This is a genomic window from Xylella taiwanensis, assembly GCF_013177435.1.
GTDB classification, from domain to species: domain Bacteria; phylum Pseudomonadota; class Gammaproteobacteria; order Xanthomonadales; family Xanthomonadaceae; genus Xylella; species Xylella taiwanensis.
On the sequence record NZ_CP053627.1, the window covers coordinates 2063259 to 2081245 of the forward strand.

Below are 17987 nucleotides of genomic sequence, written 5' to 3' on the forward strand. Positions count from 1 at the left end.
CAATCATTCTCCCTTATTTATCTGACCTATCATGCGTGCGTAAATCGCCCGTCCACGACTTGACAATAAACGCTTGCCCTGGTGTTCATCGCATTCTAAAAAACGCGACGTTTGGTCCAGCGCCTGCGGCACAGATACCGGTACATCCGCACTATCAAGTGCACGTACCACCAAACCTTCCCGTTCAGCCAGTGAACGCAAGCGTCTATGTAATACAGGCACACGCTTTACCACACCATTTAATAACGCACGTATGGACGAATGGTGTAGCAACGGACGCATTGTCAGGATGAGACATTGACGCATCACATGCCTGGGCGAACAACACAGCAATCTGGCCATCCTAGAAAAAGCCCGCAGCGGACGAGTCACACGCCAAGAATGGCTACGATGGATGTCATCCAACATGGTATGCAGCGCATCGACCTCTGTAATAAGATGCTCCGATTTCGCACAATGCGCCTCAATGACCTGCTGCAAAGCGGCTTTGGATGCCTTTAGCACACCGACTTCCATGTAGGCCGCAACCGCATTCTCACGATGCATTTCAATGACCTGCCGCAACACGGCCTCGGATGCCTTCAATGCATCAACTTCTGCACGCATCGCAACCGCATCGGAGTGACTTGTTGCTAGCATCTTCTGGCAATCGTCACGGTATCCCTCAAACTGACGCCGCGCCACTACGCACCAATCGCTTTCCAAAGCAAACCCAAAGCCATCAAAAACATTAGGCGGACACGAAAACGCAGCGATCAACTCCGGATGGCGTTCACTCACGTAGAATCGATTTAAACCATCGAAGTAAGCGAACATGTAACCTTTGTCCAAGACATCACCCTCCCACTGCACATGAGTCGGCTCAATCGTCATTGGTCGAGTCGCCTCGATCACCAATATCCAAGGGCGTACTGGCGAAACCACCCAGCTGCGCAGCACCCGAGCTTCGCTGCCTTCCACATCAATCTTCAACCAATGGACTTCACGCCCAGACAGATGCTCCAACAGCGCATCCAACGTGATGGCCACTACAGTGACGTCACGCACCACAAATCCATTGGCCCGATGAGCATCAGCAATATCAGATTCGGCAGTACTCAAACCGCTATCGGCAATATCGAAGAACGGCAATACACCTCGCAAATCGCTCACTGCAACTTGCAGTACCAGTTCATCTGGCCGACGCATACGCAACGCGTCAGCATACATTTGAAGAGGCTCGATATGTATACCGCGCCAGCCACGCTCGTAGAACAATTTGCTAATCGAATGAATATCTGGACTATGCGCTCCAATATCAATATAGCATCCTCGGTCAACATGCTTGAGGGCACGCCAGAGCATGATGTCTTCAAAGTTTTGTGCATAAGAAATCAAGTCTGGCATTAGTCATTCATCCTAAAAACACTTGTAATTTGGCCAGCGCAAAAGCGCAAATAAATAACTAAATAACTAAATAATTTTTTAAAATAAATTTATCCCATTGATATAACTCTTCAACATCTCCGATCAAGTTAATTACTGTCGGACCTGATGAGTAAGCTGTGCCCAAAAACCCTAGGATTTTACTGATCTCTAGTAAACAAATTGTGTTTCAGTAAAATTAAGGCTTAGCGATCAGCGGTGCCGTCAGAGCTCAAACTGATTCAAATGTCATTGCACGCGGCGACGTAGGTAATTCAACAAGTCAATGCGTGTAATCAGTCCCAAGAACTGAGCACCGTCCATAACGATGGCAACTTGGCCACGGTCAAACACGGGTAGCAAGGCCTCGATCGGCGACTTCACATCCAATCGGTCAAGTTTACTGACCATTGCAGTGGAAACAGGATCGCAGAACCGAGTTTCATCACCATAGACGTGGAGCAGCACATCGCTTTCGTCAACGATACCGACCAGCTGGCTGTCCTCGATCACTGGCAACTGTGAAACATCGTATAGCTTCATGCGCTGGTAAGCCACAGTCAGCAAGTCCTTGGGATTAGCCACAACCGTATTACGCTGGGTGTACGGACGCAGGATTAGATCGCGCAAATCACCGTAATGTGGCCTTTCGAGAAAGCCGTTATCCAGCATCCAATCGTCGTTATACATGTTTAATAAGTACTTGTTACCAGTGTCGCAAACGAACACCAGTACACGCTTTTGCTCAGTCTGCTCACGACAATACTTCAACGCCGCGGCCAATAGGGTACCTGTTGAAGAGCCGCCCAGAATGCCCTCTTTACTCAACAACTCACGTGCGGTGTGAAAGCTTTCCGCGTCACTGATCGCATAGGCTTTTTTGATCTGGCTGAAGTCGGAAATTGGCGGCAAACAGTCACTCCCAATCCCTTCCACCAACCAGTGACCAGACGTGTTACTGAGTGTGCCCTCATTGATGTACCGGGTCAGGATTGAACCAATCGGATCGGCCAAAATTAACTCGATGCCAGACGCAATTGAGTCAAATGCTCGCGACAAGCCCGTTACGGTGCCAGCACTATCACAACCCAACACAATCGCATCCAGATGACCACCCATCTGCCTCAGAATCTCAGGGCCAGTACCGAACTCATGCGCGGCTGGATTATCCGGATTGCCAAACTGATTAATGAAGTAGGCACCTGGTGTCTCGGCAGCTAGCTTGGCAGCCAGATTCTGGTAGTGCTCCGGATGACCCTTGATGACATCTGAGCGGGTTAACACCACTTCCGCACCCATCGTCTTGAGATTAGAAATCTTTTCTCGGCTCATTTTGTCCGGTACCACAAGTATCAGGCGATACCCCTTCTGCCGAGCTACAAAAGCCAAACCCAGACTAGTGCTGCCAGCCGTTCCATCAACCAAGGTAACCCCCGGTTTAATGTGACCGCGCCGCTCAGCCGCTTCGATCATCGACAAGCCGATACGATCCTTGATCGAACCCCCAGGATTAGTATTTTCAAGTTTCAGAAATAAGTCACAGAGACCAGTGTCAAGGCGCTGCGCCTTGACAATGGGCGTATTACCAATCAATTCAAGTACGGAAGAATGGATGACCATGTACTCTCAATCATTGCACTTGCAAGGGGATCGCACATTATTCATCGAAGTAGCGAAACACAAACAACGAGCGGCGAGAAAAGCCAAAGGAGAAAGCAATTCACCGCTCGCTGCAAGATGGTTGGTATTTCACTGGTAAAAGATTCTAGTGCGAGCGTTGCTCGTACAACCTTGTGAGTTTAATCTTCGCAAGAAGCTTCTCTCGTTTCATCTTGCTCAACGCCACATCACCGATAGGGAGAACCCCCAACTCGGCATCCATGCATTTCTTATCGAGCAGCCTGTGGCGCTGATATAATTCTTTAAACTCTGAGTTAGCCTTGATCAAAGCATCGATTTCTGACTGCGGTTGCCCTTCAAACATCGCTTGGACTCCTTCATGCTAGAAAACAAAAACGCCCCAGATCCAGATAAAAAGAAGCAGAAGGCGTTGCTTGAAAACCAAGAGTAACACGGGTATTCAAGATTGGACCTGTAACAAGAAAAAACCTGAAAGGCGCGCCTGCCTATTGCGATTCGCACGCTTGCCAAATAGCGGACTTGGCCTCCCGCATTCTGGCAATATCACTGGGCACCTACGAATCAAACGCTACACCTGGTCCGTGGGCAGAGTAATAGTGCAGTAACGGGACAGCACTGACCGGTGTATTCAGTCAAGAAAGCCCATATACACCTCACCCTGCCCTGCACATTCAGGGCAGCACCATCACTTCAGCCGCCTTGGTCTTGACGCCACTCTTACCATTACCGCTATTGATTTTGAATCGATTGGCAGATATGCCGGCGGCAACCAAAGCATCAAGTAAGATTTCAGCACGCTTCTGGCCCGCCGCCGCGTCACTGCCATAACCGACGATCTCCACACCGCCTCTTTTAACGATTTTCAAGTACTGAGCCAACGCCTGAATTTGAGCATGTGCACTGGCGGAAAGCCTCGTCTTACTACTACCGTAAGCATCCGTGCCCAAAGTAAAAACCTCAATGCGCTCCTCGAAACGTGAAGGCGGCAACTTAGCACCGGCAAGTAATTCGGCCTCCTCACGAGCTAACTGCGCAGCTTTCTGCTGAGCAGCGCTGAGCTTTGCCTGCTGCTTGTCAGCGACGCTGCTAAGCGCCTGCTCAGCATTTTGGCGGGCTATAGCTTCAGCTTCAGCAGTCTGACGCGCACGCTCAGCTTCCTCAGTTTGGATTTGCGACTGGATGCGCAACTGCTCGGCCTCATGGCGAGCCCGAGCAGCCTCGCGACGGCTTTCCTCAATGAGCAGATCGCTGCGGGTACCCGCTAACTGGTCCAGTTGGCGCCTAAGCAATGCGGCGCGGGCGGTGGTTTCGGCAATCTCCACACGCCGATCAGCCAAATAAAGCCACTGGTCACGCTCCTTACGCTTGGCATCAACCAACGCCGCCACCGCCTGCTGTGCCAGCAACTGCTCGTAACGAGTGACATCAGCGATCTCAGAATTAGCACGTAGCGCATTCAAGCGAGCGTTAAACGCGTCAACCTCTGGATCTACCTTGGCAGCCAACGCTACGACAGGAATCAAGACCAAGACCAGGGCGCAACACAACAACGTCGGTTTGATCAGCATCATTATTTGGCCTCCCCGGTGCCCAGAGTATTCTGAAGTTGCATGACCTCAGCCTTACGTTGTTCAACCTGAGCCTGAAGCATGGCTACTTGACTGCGTGCGGTCGCCAAATCCGCATCCGCGGCTGCACGCTGTGCAATCAGTGGCCCCTGTTTACGCTGATCACGATCCAACAGCGCGTGCTGAGCTTGCATCAATAATTGACGTGCTTGATTGATCAGGTTCGGCGCGTATTGGTCAGCATCCACCTGGGTAGCACGCTGAATCGCCTGCTCAGCAACCTCCAGTTCAGACGAGGTCCCCTGAGCCAGAACTGGCACGGAAAACACGAAGACACAGCTAAGAGCAAAGGCCACATATAGGGATCGGCGCATTTGCGCGAAACTAATCATCATTGGGAAACCATGAGCAAGAGAGCTTAAACCCCACATTGTCGGAAGCCGACAGCACGCTTGCAACGGTGATGTATCCACTTCATAGAAAATTCACTGTTAACAAAAAATCACCTTGGAGCACGCTGCAAAACTGTCTTAAATGTTTGATCATTGAACATTTTAACTCGCAGATCACGCCACATCTAAAGTCCGTAGTGTCTTAATCCTTACCTTTAAAGTTAAAGAGTCTCAATTACTATTGAAAGTCATTCTCTTTTGAGACAAGATTAATCCAAAAGCGACATGAAATGCTTCCTGTCCGCCATCGGCCCCGACCTCCGGGTTTCCTTGTTTTATAGATAGATCAAGATCGTCACCATGCCACAGCGACACATCAGGCAGCGCCGATCACAGTTCACTCAGACCTCCCATGCCATTCATTAAGAGTCGTAAACACCTGATCGCAGCAACGGCCAGCAACCGCCACTTCACTGCTGTAGCCCTACTGTCCTCTTTCTCTCTTGTTTCTCAGGCGCAAGCTATCCAAACCACCACGCTCGACAAAATCAACGTACAAGGTGAACAACTCAAACGTTATTCCGCAGACAAACCTGCCTCTGGCAAGTACACCCAACCGCTGATCGACACCACCCAAACCATTAACATCATCGGCAAAGATCTGCTCAACGAACAAGGCGCCACCTCGCTGAGCGAAGCACTACGCAACAGCCCGGGCGTGGGCACGTTCTACGTCGGCGAGAACGGCACCACCGCAACAGGTGACGCCACCTATATGCGCGGCTTCGACAGTTCCAGCAGCATCTATGTCGATGGCATCCGTGATCTCGGCTCAATCACCCGTGACGTCTTCAATCTGGAGCAAATTGAAGTCACCAAGGGTCCTTCCAGCTCAGACTACGGGCGTACTTCGCCCACTGGCGCGATTAACCTGATCACCAAGCAGCCATTCCTGCGCAATACCAGCACTGCAAACATCTCCTATGGCACAGCCTCGCAACGCCGCTTTACCAGCGACCTTAATCTGATCACCAGCCCTGATTCGGCATTCCGCTTAAACGTCATGGGGCAAGACAGCGGTGTTCCAGGACGCAACGATGTCAAAAACAAACGCTGGGGGTTTGCCCCATCAGCAGCATTCGGCTTAGAGACCAGCACCCGCGTATTCGTCAACCTGCAATACATCAACCAAGAAAACATTCCAGACGGCGGCGTGCTCACCATTGGCTTGCCCGGCTACAGCACGCCAGACAGCGCACGGACGCAGATCAGCACCGCACCACGCGTGGACAGCAAGAACTTCTATGGCACCCGCTCGGATTTCGAACACGTGAAATCGTCTATGGCCACCGTGCGCATTGAGCACGATATCGGCAACCAAACGAAACTGCAAAATACCTTGCGCTGGGGACGTAACGAACAGCGTTACCTGCTGACCTCCTACCGCGGCAATTCAGAGAACCTAGTGACACCCAACCTGGCCGATCCTTCGACCTGGACATTGAACCGTGAAATACCGACGTTCAAGGATCAAATCAACACGATCTTGACTAACCAAACCAACCTCAATCTGACCTTGAAAACCAGCTCGATCGAACACAACATCGCCACTGGTGTAGAACTGACTCGTGAACGGATGCAAGGCTATGGCATCAGCAGCAGCGGTCGCTGGCCAGCAGCCAACCTGTACCATCCGAACCCGGACGTCAGCGGGCTGAGCTGGGCAGCCAATGGCGCCTATGCCCACGGACAAACTGACACCACCGCATTCTACCTATTCGATACACTCAAGTTCAGTCGCCGTTGGTACGTCAACGGCGGCCTGCGCTGGGACCGCTACAACACCGACTATTCGGCACTGCTGTGCGACCCCGTACGCGGCCGCATCTACTGCAACACAACGACTACCATACTCGATCAGTTCAAGGGCAACGCTTCTGGGACTCTGTTCGGCTGGAAAACGGGCGTGCTATTCAAACCCACCGAACACAGCAGCCTGTACATCAACTACGCAGTTTCCCAACAACCACCCGGTGGTGCTTCACTGGAACTAAGCGCCAAACCCCAGAATTCCAATAACCCGAACTACCGACCACAAACCGCACGCACTGCCGAAACGGGCGTGAAGTGGAACTCATCTCAAGAACGTCTGCAACTGACCGCCGCGATATACAACACCGAGGTCAAGAACGACGTAGTACAGGACCCAATCGACCTACAGTATTACCAAAATGGCGAGAAACGGGTGCGCGGCGTTGAACTCAGCGCAGTTGGCCAAGTGACCGACGCCTGGTCGATGTCGGCAGGGTTCACGACGATGGACGCCAAAGTCAAGCAGGGGCCTGCGGTCTCAGCCGACGGTTCACTCGGACTCGCCTACACCCCCAATCAAGCATTCACCGCCTGGACCACATACACTTTTCCGTTTGGCCTGACGATTGGTGGTGGCGCACGCTACGCCGGCGAGATGAAACGCGACAGCAAAAGCGCGATCGGCACTCCAACTGATATTGAGAGCTACTGGGTCATAGACATGGTACTCAGCTACCGCCTCAGCGAACACCTGGATCTACGGCTGAACAGTTACAACCTGTTAGACAAGGACTACGTCGCAGCGATCAACAAGAGTGGCTACCGGTATGCTCCAGGGACTCCACGTGCATTTTTACTGACAGCAAACTTGCGCTTCTGAGCAACACGAGCACGGCATGAACACCTAGCTCCAAGAGTCGACGATGCTTTTACACATCCCCTACATCCTCAATCGCACCCAAGCGACCTCAATGCATGAACGCTTAGCGGCAGCCAACTGGACCGACGGACGCGAGACCGTCGGTCCCCAAGGTGCGCAGGTTAAACATAATCTGCAACTGCCCGAAACATCGCCACTGCGTCAGGAACTCGGCCGCGAGATCCTTGATGCACTGGCACGCAGCCCACTTTACTTTGCTGCAACATTACCGCTACGCACATTGCCACCACGTTTCAACCGCTACCAGAAAAACCACCAATACGGATTTCACGTCGACGGCGCGGTGCTGTCGCTCCCGGTCGCCCACGGCCATACTCCAGTCAGCCTGCGCAGCGACGTCTCTTGCACCTTGTTTCTCAACGACCCGGACGAATACGACGGGGGTGAGCTGATCATCACTGACACCTACGGCGAACATGAAGTCAAATTGCCAGCAGGCGACCTTGTCATTTACCCCTCGACCAGTCTGCACCGGGTCGCACCGGTCACCCACGGCACGCGGATCGCCTCCTTCTTTTGGGTACAAAGCCTAGTACGCCAAGCCACACGTCGCCACCAGTTACTCGAGCTGGACACCGCGATCCAATCACTGACTGACTCCAACACTGACCGCAACACGATCCTGCGACTCACCAACGTCTATCACAACCTGCTGCGGGAATGGTCAGAGACCTGAACACATCGATGTCCACCACATCCTCGTCCACTGCCGCCGATCCAGGCGTACATCGACAACGCCGCAGCTTCTGGCTGCGCACATTACACCAATGGCACTGGATCAGTTCGGCCATCTGCCTGGTCGGCATGCTACTGTTCGCAGCCACCGGATTGACCCTGAACCACGCCGCACGGATTGAGACCACACCAAACGTGGTACACCGCACCACAACACTGCCGCCAGCACTGCACGCCGCACTCGCGACATCAAAAAACAGCAGTGGGCCTCTACCTCCAGTAATCGCCGTGTGGCTCAGCACATACACCGGGCAAGCACTGGCCGGACGTAAGGCAGAATGGTCGCCCGAAGAGATCTATCTATCGCTCCCCGGCCCCGGTACCGATGCTTGGCTCAGCCTGAACCGCACCGATGGCACGGTGGAGTACGAGCACACCGACCGGGGTTGGATCGCCTACTTCAATGACCTCCACAAAGGCCGTAACGCAGGCCCGGTCTGGGGCTGGTTCATTGACCTGCTTGCGGTCGCCTGTCTCGTGTTCTGCCTCACCGGCCTATGCCTTCTCTACCTGCACGCGCGCCAGCGGCGCCTGACTTGGCCGCTCGTCGGTTTTGGTTTGATCGTGCCACTACTGATCGCACTACTCCTGATCCACTGAACCTCCAGGGAAACATTCAATGCGCATTACTTTGACGATCGCCCTCAGCGGCCTGCTGGCCATGCCCGCCTATGCGACCACACTCAACATCACCGTCGAGATACCCACACTCAACGTCGCCGAATACCACCGCCCCTATATCGCCATCTGGATCGAAGATGCCGATCAAAAAGTCGCACGCAACTTGGCACTCTGGTACCAACAACGTGGTGGCGCTGAAGCACACGGCACCAAGTGGTTACCGGAACTACGCCAGTGGTGGCGCAAAAGTGGCCGTACGGTACAGCTACCTGTAGACGGTGTCACCGGGCCAACTCGCCCAGCTGGGCGACACACGCTTTCCTTGGATGAGCAACAACAACTCAAACATCTGCCGCCAGGCCAGTACACCCTGGTTGTCGAAGCCACACGTGAAGTCGGCGGGCGCGAACTACTGAAGATCCCATTTACCTGGCCGGCAACAACCGCGGAGACAGGTCAAGCCCTGGGTAAGACTGAACTAGGCAACGTCACCCTGGCTGCCCACCCCTAAGTCCCATTGAGCATCTCCGTTACAAGGAACCGATATGAAGCATTCCCTCCTATTGATCGCGACACTAGCTGTGCTCCCCTTCACTGCACAGGCACACAAAGCCTGGCTGCTCCCCTCACAGACCGTGATCACCGGCCAATCAGCGTGGATCACTGTCGACGCAGCCGTGTCAAACGATCTGTTCTATTTCAACCACGTGCCACTGCGCCTGGACACACTGGTCATCACCGCACCAAACGGCAACCATGAGCAACCACAGAACCCCACCACCAGCAAGTACCGTAGCGTATTCGACGTGGAGCTGAGTCAGCAGGGCACCTACCGCCTCAGTGTCGTCAACAACGGACTGTCTGCCACCTGGACAGAGAACGGCCAGATCAAACGCTGGCGGGGAGATACCGCACGCTTCGCCACAGAGGTACCAAAAAACAACCAGAACCTTAAGGTAACGCAATCACTCGCCAGGATCGAAACCTTCATCACCAATGGAAACCCGAACCAGACCGCACTCGAACCAAACGGCCACGGTCTGGAATTAGTACCCATCACTCATCCGAACGATCTGTTCGCTAACGAAGCGGCGCAGTTCTCACTACACATTGACGGAAAACCAGCCACCGGACTGGAAGTGCACATCATCCGTGGTGCTACTCGGTACCGTAACTCACAAGATGAAATCAAGGTGACTACCGATACTCAGGGAGGTTTCTCTGTCATTTGGCCCCAGGCCGGCATGTATTTACTGGAAGTCACCACAGAAGACACCAAGGTCAACATGCCACCCGCCAAGCAACGCCGGCTGAGTTACACGGCCACACTGGAAGTGCTACCGCAGTAAGTCCGTAGCCATGACGTACCAATAGCCTCCACGGCAACTGTCTCATCGCCTACTGTCACAACGACATGAACATATCCGACCTCGACCTTGCCACACTGGGCGGCTACACCATGGGCACTACCTGGAGCGTGAAATTGGTGGCGCCACGACAACTCGACCTACACCCACTACACACTGCAATCCAAGCACGGCTCGACCAGATTGTCGCAGCAATGAGCACATGGGAACCGAACAGCACCATCAGTCGTTTCAACCACGCACCCGCTGGTTCATGGCATGTCCTGCCAAACGATTTCGACTTGGTACTACGTACAGCTCTGGAAATCGCGACCATCAGCAACGGTGCCTTTGATCCAACCGTTGGCCCGTTGGTGACTCTGTGGGGCTTCGGCGCCCATGGCGGCAATCACCAGCAAATACCAACGCCTGAAGCAATCGCTCTTGCAACAGCACGTGTAGGCTGGCAGCACCTAGTGCGCACCACTGACGGACGCTGGCTGCAACCCGGCGGAACCGAGCTGGACTTATCAGCAATCGCCAAGGGATATGGCGTGGACGCCGTCACCGCCACACTACACACGCAAGGTGTGAAACATGCATTGGTAGACATTGGTGGCGAGTTATATGGCTATGGACACAAACCTGACGGCACACCTTGGAGTGTGCTGGTAGAACCGGATCTCACAGACAAGGTTAACAATGTACTGCCGCCATGCATCCTTGAACTGAATGGACTTGCAGTCGCCACTTCTGGCGACCGTTGGCACCACTTCGAACACGAAGGCCAACGTTACACACACACTATCGACCCTCAGCAAGGCACACCCCTCCCTCGCGCGCCCGCGATGGTCACCATGATCGCAGTCAGTGCAATGCACGCTGATGCCTGGACGACTGCTCTAAGTGCGCTGGGCCGGGAAGCCGGCTTAGCACTGGCCGAAGCGCTCGGATTGGCGGTTCGCTATCTAGAACACGATAATGGGACACTAACCGCTTACTACAGTCCAGCCTTCAATCGCTTGTTGCACAAGCCATGAACAGCATGAACCAGGTTGGGCTGAGCCAAATACTGACTGGCATCCTACTTGCAACCGTAGCACTAGTACTCCTAGACCTACATACCGGCCCGTGGTGGCTTGGCATGCCAAGCACGCTCCGAATATCAATCGCCAGCGTGTGCCTAGCAACTTACCTGGTCGTTTGTCTGCGGTGTTTGCGCCCACAAGAGCACTTACACATCCAGAAAGATGCCGTACTGTTTGCCTGGGCAAGCCAAACAGGCTTTGCCAAAACACTCGCGGAACGCAGCGCAGCAGCCCTGCAACAGGCTGGATGCAACGTGCAGACGCTCCCTTTGGAATGGCTAGACAACAAAACACTGCACAAGGCCACCTGCGTGTTGTTCGTCATCAGTACTACCGGTGAGGGCGACCCACCAGATCACGCTCAACCCTTTGTTCATGTTCTGGCGACCTCTCTCCCACTCCCTCAATTGCGCTACGGTCTGATAGCACTCGGTGATCGCCGTTACAAAACGTTCTGCGCCTTCGGGCGACGTCTAGATCATTGGTTGACGGATCAGGGAGCCGAGGCACTATTCGAGCGGATCGAAGTTGACAACGGTGATCCGCAAGCGCTGCGAAAATGGCAACAGCAACTCACCAATCACATCGGAGACGTCCCGATCGTTTGGAGACCACAGACATCTGCAACATGGCGCCTGCAAGCACGTCAACATTGCAATCCAGACAGTCCAGGTGGCGCAGTCTACCGACTGCGCCTCGTCCCCGACGATGGTCACCTCCCTTTTTGGCAAGCTGGTGACATCGCTGAAGTCATACCATGCCATCCGCCATGCCGAGTACAAACGTGGCTGGAACAACATACGTTGGACGGTGATGTGTTGGTGGACGGACGTCCATTACGTGATTGGCTAGCAACATCACAATTACCAGAAACCGTCCCAACTCATCTATGGCCCGCTACCCTGGTCGCAGGGCTCACCCCACTGTCTGCTCGTGCTTACTCGATCGCCTCGATTCCAGAGGAAGGTCACATTGCGCTGCTGTTACGGTACCAATCAGGTCCTAACGGCACTCCCGGCCTGGGTAGCACTTGGCTGTGCAAGCACGCACCACTGGAGGGAAAGATTGCACTGCGGATCCGAACCAATCCAAGCTTTCATGGACCGCCTGCAGATCACTCATTGATCTTAATTGGCAACGGTACCGGTATTGCTGGTTTACGCGCCCACCTACGCGCACGCATCGAAGCCGGCGCGCGCGCCAACTGGCTGTTGTTCGGCGAACGCAGCGCCATTCATGATCATCACTACGCCGAAGACATTCATGCCTGGCAGCGCGACGGCTGGCTCACACGTGTCGACCTCGCCTTCTCAAGGAACGGTAAGCCGCATCGTTGCTACGTCCAGCATTTGCTGGAAACCGCTGCAGACATGCTACGCACCTGGGTTGCCAACGGTGCCAGTCTCTATATCTGTGGCAGCCTACACGGAATGGCACAGGAAGTAGACGCTACGATCGAACGAATCTTGGGGCCCGATCTACGCCAACACCTGCAGCAACAGGGTCGTTATAGGCGCGATGTTTACTAACACCATGGACAGGTTCAAGTGTTCAACATCAGCAAAAATATACATAAAGCTGAATCTAGCCCATCACACACCTTCACATCATGCCAAGAAAGGTCAACAACACAGAAAATGCGAAGGCACGGTTGCTTTTTGAGGGGCTGACGATCAAAAGGGATGATTAGCAACCGAACTTAGGACACGGGCAAGCACGAATGATCGAACATCTATATATAGTCACACTCAAAGGCCTTGAGGTTCCCTCTCAGGTCAGGCCAATCAACAAAGGTGCAACGCAACTTAAAGGCTGATCCAGACAAGACTCAGCTATTCGACCGAGCAATCCGTTGCGTGACTTAAACAATACCAAACAATTGCTATATCTCTAATAGATACTAAGACAATATCTCTTACAGCTTCCTTTTCTGAAGGCGTTATCCAATGCTCATCAATCGCTATGGTTTGACGAAATGCAATCCATTTCCAGATTCAATGACTCACTAAGAAACTAGAAAATATATCAACAGTGCTATTAAACGAGTATCGAGCCCCCTGGAGAACCAATCGATTAAGACAACATAGCTATTCACTTAATGACATGCATAAACAGCTTTTTGTGCGATGAACATACCGCTTCATCACATCTATTTCAGCAGGACATTCCTATACACATCACAGCAACGGAAAGTCCCAACATGATTGACCTGACAAAAACATCCACTGTCTGAACCTATCCAACGAAAACGCCCGGCTGCCCATCCAAGTGCAACACCGGACGACTTTACATTCCATGTCGGCATCTTGCCTCCTCAAGGCATCTTGCCTAGCAAGGTAACGGCCACACATCATGCATCGCACCGTACCACAACACTCCCTCTCTTACCGCCTTCCCACCGACTTCAGCTCTGTTCCCTTGGCAGGTTTAGCGGGTGCCATCCTGGCACCAACTTCCATCAGGTCGCGATTCCGTTCAACTGTCTTCATTCCGATTCCATTGACCAGGGCTAACTCCTCAACGCTCTTAAAGGGACCGTTTTCCTGACGGTACTTGACGATAGCAGAAGCCTTGGAGGGACCAATATTCACCAACACTCTATCCATTTCTTCCGCTGAAGCTGTGTTGATATCGACCTTGTCAGCCGCATGTGCTGTGAAAGCAAGGGCTAATAACAACAACAAAGACTTCAGGCTCATGGCGAAAGACTTCATGGCAACGCTCCTTAAGAATGGCTTAGTGTTTAGAGTTCGTGCCAGCATTCCTACCAGCTAATCCAGTATTCCGTACCGCCCGAAAACAGATTATCGTCAAGCCACGTCCTATGTTGTCAGCGAAAACCACAGAAACATGTAGGTAAAACCCTAACCCAAGCAAAGCAACCTGGAACCGGAATGTAGAAATCGCCAGTCACACTCTTCACACCACACAATTACTTGGCAAAGAACGCGAAGAGTCGATCAATCATCGATAACATGACAAGTAAGATCATGAAAACATCTCACAATTGATAGATGACATGCGCAACCCCAAGAAACATCATTAATGTTCGACACAGACTGCACCTTACATAGCAACCTGAATTAGGAAAAAACATCGATATATCGTAAAGCCCGAGGTAAAAAATACGAAGAATACAGGTCGGAGCTGTTTGCAAGCATGGTTCACATATCATTGATTTTCATGAGAGATCCAATCCATTCACAGGCAATTCAATGCCGCTAAGCACAACCGCACAGATACTCGAAAAAGCAATCAAAAACATGCATCCCTAGAAACCTTATGGCAGCTGGTGCTGCGCTATAACTTCAAAGCGCAAAAACACGGCAACGCTGACAACAGCTACTTAATCTTCAAAACTCTCACTACATCACTCATACCGCATCAACAGAACATCACGTACACATGCTCTCTGATACTGATCTCAATATGCGGAGAATTCAGTCACAAAGCACTATCCCGCCTACATCAACTATCTGTCTATGCGGATCGACGAACTGTCGCTGGTGTTCTTGTTGAATTCTGGTTATTTCCACCACACACAAATGCAATGCACCACCTTGCTGCACATCCTGACCAACAACACACCAACACTGAAAACACGTGCAATCCAGCAACCACTTCAGACATGGCACTATCCAGCTTCCATCTGCTGCACCAACTACTGTCAGGAACTGAGGAAAAGAGAACGGGTTACATCTAAGAACTAAAGGCATTCACATAAGAATCCCTCGGCAATACTTACCTCCGGCAAGCACGGCATAGAGGTAGTTGATACCGCGGTCTTCTACAAGCACACGTTGATCAACAGGCTGCACCAATACATTCTCAACCGCACGAGACAACAAGGAACAGGGATACCGCACTACCAGATTCACTCGGCGATGTGTGCCCGCTAGACAATCATCAAGCTGATGCTACGCATGCCCATAACTACCAATCACAAACGCCGTATCAAGTTGCTGAAGGAAATGCCAACAAAGCATCAAGAAATACGATAAAAAGAGCCAGTAAAGGCGGTGACCAGCTGAAACGTGCCAACAATGGCTCCATGCTTGGAACAAGCAATTGACACACAGTCAATCGAACGTTCTCCAGTAAAGCCAGTCATGTACATGGGCGAAAGCGATTCAATTACTCTTATAAGCATGCTCGGTAAGAAACTCCAAGACGTGCAATCCATGACCACAGACCTGCTGGGCCCACATTCCAACCATTACAGACTTAAAGAGTTATCACACATCACCATGAGATAAGCATGCCAACCAAATACATGCCGCAAGCAATCAAGGCGTATTCCTAAGTTCTTCTCCCTTCAAGACAAGCAGCTCAGCACCAGCATGATTAAAAGAGCAACCCGGCGCGGTATACCCGTTTTAAACTGTTTTAAGCTCCTTGATCAACACTCGCAATGTACTTGGCATCCACTGGCTCATTTGCTGCAGGACTGATACGCACCCAGCCAGCCAACCGGGTTACTCAACGCTGCCGCACTCTTGATGCTGGCGTAAGTGTTCAATCACAAGCGTTGAGCAAACCTACAAAGCCTTCTTAATATCTAGTATTGACTCACTACCAGTCGGCCATTCATTCATGCTGTGTATGATCTCATCCGATTTCCCTGATACGACACGTGCAATACAACGCCTGCAATGGCTCCGTACCACCCTGGCAGACTCAACAGCAACGCTACAGCGCGCTTCCACCGACGCCGGATTCCGCAGTTACTGGCGCAGCACCAGCAACGGCATGAGCCATATTCTGATGGACGTCCCACCAAGTCTAGAGAATCCACACCAATGGCTACGTATGCATGCACTATTAACCGACGGCGGTGTACGTGTCCCACATGTGCTAGCACAAGATCTTGACGCTGGCTTCTTGCTGCTAGAAGACCTTGGCATACCAACACTGGCCCAAAGCCTGAACACCGGCAACGCCGACACCCTGTTCGAAGCCGCTCTGGAACAACTGATCACGTTACAGCGCATTGTCCCGCCGAGCGACCTTACCCAGTTCAACGAGGCACTGCTACAACGTGATGCCAGCCTGTTCGAAGACTGGTTCCTGTACCACCATCTGAATCTAAGGCTGAATTCAACCGACCTAAACGCCCTGAAGCAAATACAGCACCACCTGATGAACAACGCACTAGCACAGCCACGTGTACTTGTGCATCGTGACTTTATGCCACGCAACCTCATGCCGGTGGCTGATGGACCAGCGGTGCTAGATTTTCAGGACTGTACAGTGGGCCCAGTCGCCTACGATCCAGTGAGCCTATTCAAAGATACCTCAACAAGTTGGCCACTCACACGTGTGGATGGTTGGCTGACGCACTACCACACGCGCGCCAATGCAGCCAAAATTCCAGTGCCTCCCCTAGCACGCTTCCTACGCGATGCAGATTGGATGGGGGTACAACGACACTTGAAAAATCTAGGTATCTTCGCCCGACTTCATTACCGTGACGGTAAGTCCTGGTATTTGGACAACGTACCGCGTTTTATCAGCTATCTCGACGAAGTACTACCACGTCACCCAACATTGGCACCACTGGCCGAGCTGATTGAGCACCGCATCAAACCAGCATTAACAGAACGAACAGCGATGGAGTCAATATGAAAGCGCTGATCTTCGCTGCTGGTATAGGTGAGCGTATGCGCCCACTGACAAACCATACCCCCAAGCCGCTATTATGTGCTGGTGGTGAGCCATTGATCGTCTGGCACCTGCGCAAACTCGCTGCATTGGGCATCCGTGAAGTGGTGATCAACACAGCGTGGCTAGGCGAGCAATTCCCAGAGACACTCGGCGACGGTCAACGTTTCGACTTACACTTGGTCTACAGCTACGAAGGGCTCCCACCACTGGAAACCGGCGGCGGCATGTTACACGCATTACCGCTCCTGGGCACTGCACCATTCCTCGCTGTCAATGGCGACATCTGGACCGATGCCGACTTCACACGCCTACCGACGGAACCCGTAGGTGATGCACATCTGATGCTAGTCGACAACCCGGAGTACCATCCACAGGGCGACTTCGCATTGCAACCGGATGGAAAGGTGCTCGACCGCGGACCTGGGATTCCTACGTTGACTTTTGCCGGTCTTGGCATCTACAGATCACAGCTACTCACCGACTGGCAGACAACAATCGGCAATACGCCCGACACCCAAGCACAACCACCACGCTTCAAACTTGCACCACTATTGCGTGCAGCCATACAGCGCAGCCGCATCCACGGCACCCACCACCGTGGTCAGTGGACCGACGTTGGTACACCGCAGCGTCTGCACACACTGGATACATGGCTACGGTCACAAGCCGCCTCCTAGACAGATTACAAAATGTTCGTCATTTACTAATCCTGAAATGTACAAATCGCTCTAATGGATTGACCTTGGTTGGAGCGACATCTACAAAGCTTTAACGCT

15 protein-coding genes are annotated in these 17987 nt (G+C 52.5%); 9 read left to right on the forward strand and 6 right to left on the reverse strand.

Annotation, left to right across the window (positions count from 1 at the left end; translation table 11 throughout):
* Nucleotides 1-3: 3 nt before the first annotated feature.
* The 5 genes from PLS229_RS08885 to PLS229_RS08905 form a co-directional block, all read right to left on the reverse strand.
* Entirely contained in the window at nt 4-1386 is a 1383-nt protein-coding gene (locus PLS229_RS08885) for an FkbM family methyltransferase (protein WP_038270422.1), read from the reverse strand.
* A gap of 267 nt (nt 1387-1653) precedes the next feature.
* The gene (locus PLS229_RS08890; protein ID WP_038270421.1) at nt 1654-3024 is read right to left on the reverse strand and encodes a pyridoxal-phosphate dependent enzyme; all 1371 of its coding nucleotides are present in this window, start codon (nt 3022-3024) and stop codon (nt 1654-1656) included.
* Nucleotides 3025-3169: 145 nt separating this feature from the next.
* Entirely contained in the window at nt 3170-3388 is a 219-nt protein-coding gene (locus PLS229_RS08895; RefSeq protein WP_038270420.1) for an HP1242/YdcH family protein, read from the reverse strand.
* 328 nt (nt 3389-3716) lie between these two features.
* Complete coding sequence (locus tag PLS229_RS08900) at nt 3717-4613, reverse strand: OmpA family protein (protein ID WP_038270460.1); 897 nt, start codon at nt 4611-4613, stop codon at nt 3717-3719.
* Between the two features lie 2 nt (nt 4614-4615).
* Nucleotides 4616-5008, reverse strand: a complete 393-nt coding sequence (locus tag PLS229_RS08905) for a DUF4398 domain-containing protein (protein ID WP_038270419.1) — start codon at nt 5006-5008, stop codon at nt 4616-4618.
* A gap of 409 nt (nt 5009-5417) precedes the next feature.
* Here PLS229_RS08905 and PLS229_RS08910 point away from each other — a divergent pair, with 409 nt between their 5' ends.
* The 7 genes from PLS229_RS08910 to PLS229_RS08940 all read left to right on the forward strand — a co-directional run bounded on the left by PLS229_RS08910 (nt 5418) and on the right by PLS229_RS08940 (nt 13076).
* Nucleotides 5418-7697: a catecholate siderophore receptor Fiu gene (locus PLS229_RS08910; protein ID WP_038270418.1), complete on the forward strand. Its 2280-nt coding sequence runs from the start codon at nt 5418-5420 to the stop codon at nt 7695-7697.
* A 43-nt stretch (nt 7698-7740) separates the two neighbouring features.
* The gene (locus PLS229_RS08915) at nt 7741-8433 is read left to right on the forward strand and encodes a Fe2+-dependent dioxygenase (RefSeq protein WP_038270417.1); all 693 of its coding nucleotides are present in this window, start codon (nt 7741-7743) and stop codon (nt 8431-8433) included.
* An 8-nt stretch (nt 8434-8441) separates the two neighbouring features.
* The gene (locus tag PLS229_RS08920) at nt 8442-9092 is read left to right on the forward strand and encodes a PepSY-associated TM helix domain-containing protein (RefSeq protein WP_038270416.1); all 651 of its coding nucleotides are present in this window, start codon (nt 8442-8444) and stop codon (nt 9090-9092) included.
* A gap of 19 nt (nt 9093-9111) precedes the next feature.
* Nucleotides 9112-9624, forward strand: a complete 513-nt coding sequence (locus PLS229_RS08925) for a DUF2271 domain-containing protein (RefSeq protein ID WP_038270415.1) — start codon at nt 9112-9114, stop codon at nt 9622-9624.
* A 34-nt stretch (nt 9625-9658) separates the two neighbouring features.
* The gene (locus PLS229_RS08930; RefSeq protein ID WP_038270414.1) at nt 9659-10462 is read left to right on the forward strand and encodes a DUF4198 domain-containing protein; all 804 of its coding nucleotides are present in this window, start codon (nt 9659-9661) and stop codon (nt 10460-10462) included.
* Between the two features lie 65 nt (nt 10463-10527).
* Nucleotides 10528-11499 carry an FAD:protein FMN transferase gene (locus PLS229_RS08935; protein ID WP_038270413.1) on the forward strand — a complete coding sequence of 324 codons (972 nt, stop codon included), beginning with the start codon at nt 10528-10530 and terminating at the stop codon, nt 11497-11499.
* On the forward strand, nt 11496-13076 hold the full coding sequence (locus tag PLS229_RS08940) for a sulfite reductase subunit alpha (protein ID WP_038270412.1): 1581 nt from the start codon (nt 11496-11498) through the stop codon (nt 13074-13076). Before PLS229_RS08935 ends, PLS229_RS08940 begins: the two co-directional genes overlap by 4 nt.
* Before the next feature lie 855 nt (nt 13077-13931).
* Here PLS229_RS08940 and PLS229_RS08945 read toward each other — a convergent pair.
* Nucleotides 13932-14261, reverse strand: a complete 330-nt coding sequence (locus PLS229_RS08945) for a ComEA family DNA-binding protein (protein WP_038270411.1) — start codon at nt 14259-14261, stop codon at nt 13932-13934.
* Nucleotides 14262-16152: 1891 nt separating this feature from the next.
* On the opposite strand from PLS229_RS08945, the gene PLS229_RS08950 reads away from it, so the two are divergent.
* Both PLS229_RS08950 and murU read left to right on the forward strand, forming a co-directional pair.
* Entirely contained in the window at nt 16153-17172 is a 1020-nt protein-coding gene (locus tag PLS229_RS08950; protein WP_171898092.1) for an aminoglycoside phosphotransferase family protein, read from the forward strand.
* A complete protein-coding gene (murU, locus tag PLS229_RS08955; RefSeq protein WP_038270408.1) occupies nt 17169-17888 on the forward strand; it encodes an N-acetylmuramate alpha-1-phosphate uridylyltransferase MurU in 720 nt (239 codons plus the stop codon). Before PLS229_RS08950 ends, murU begins: the two co-directional genes overlap by 4 nt.
* The last annotated feature ends 99 nt before the right edge of the window (nt 17889-17987 follow it).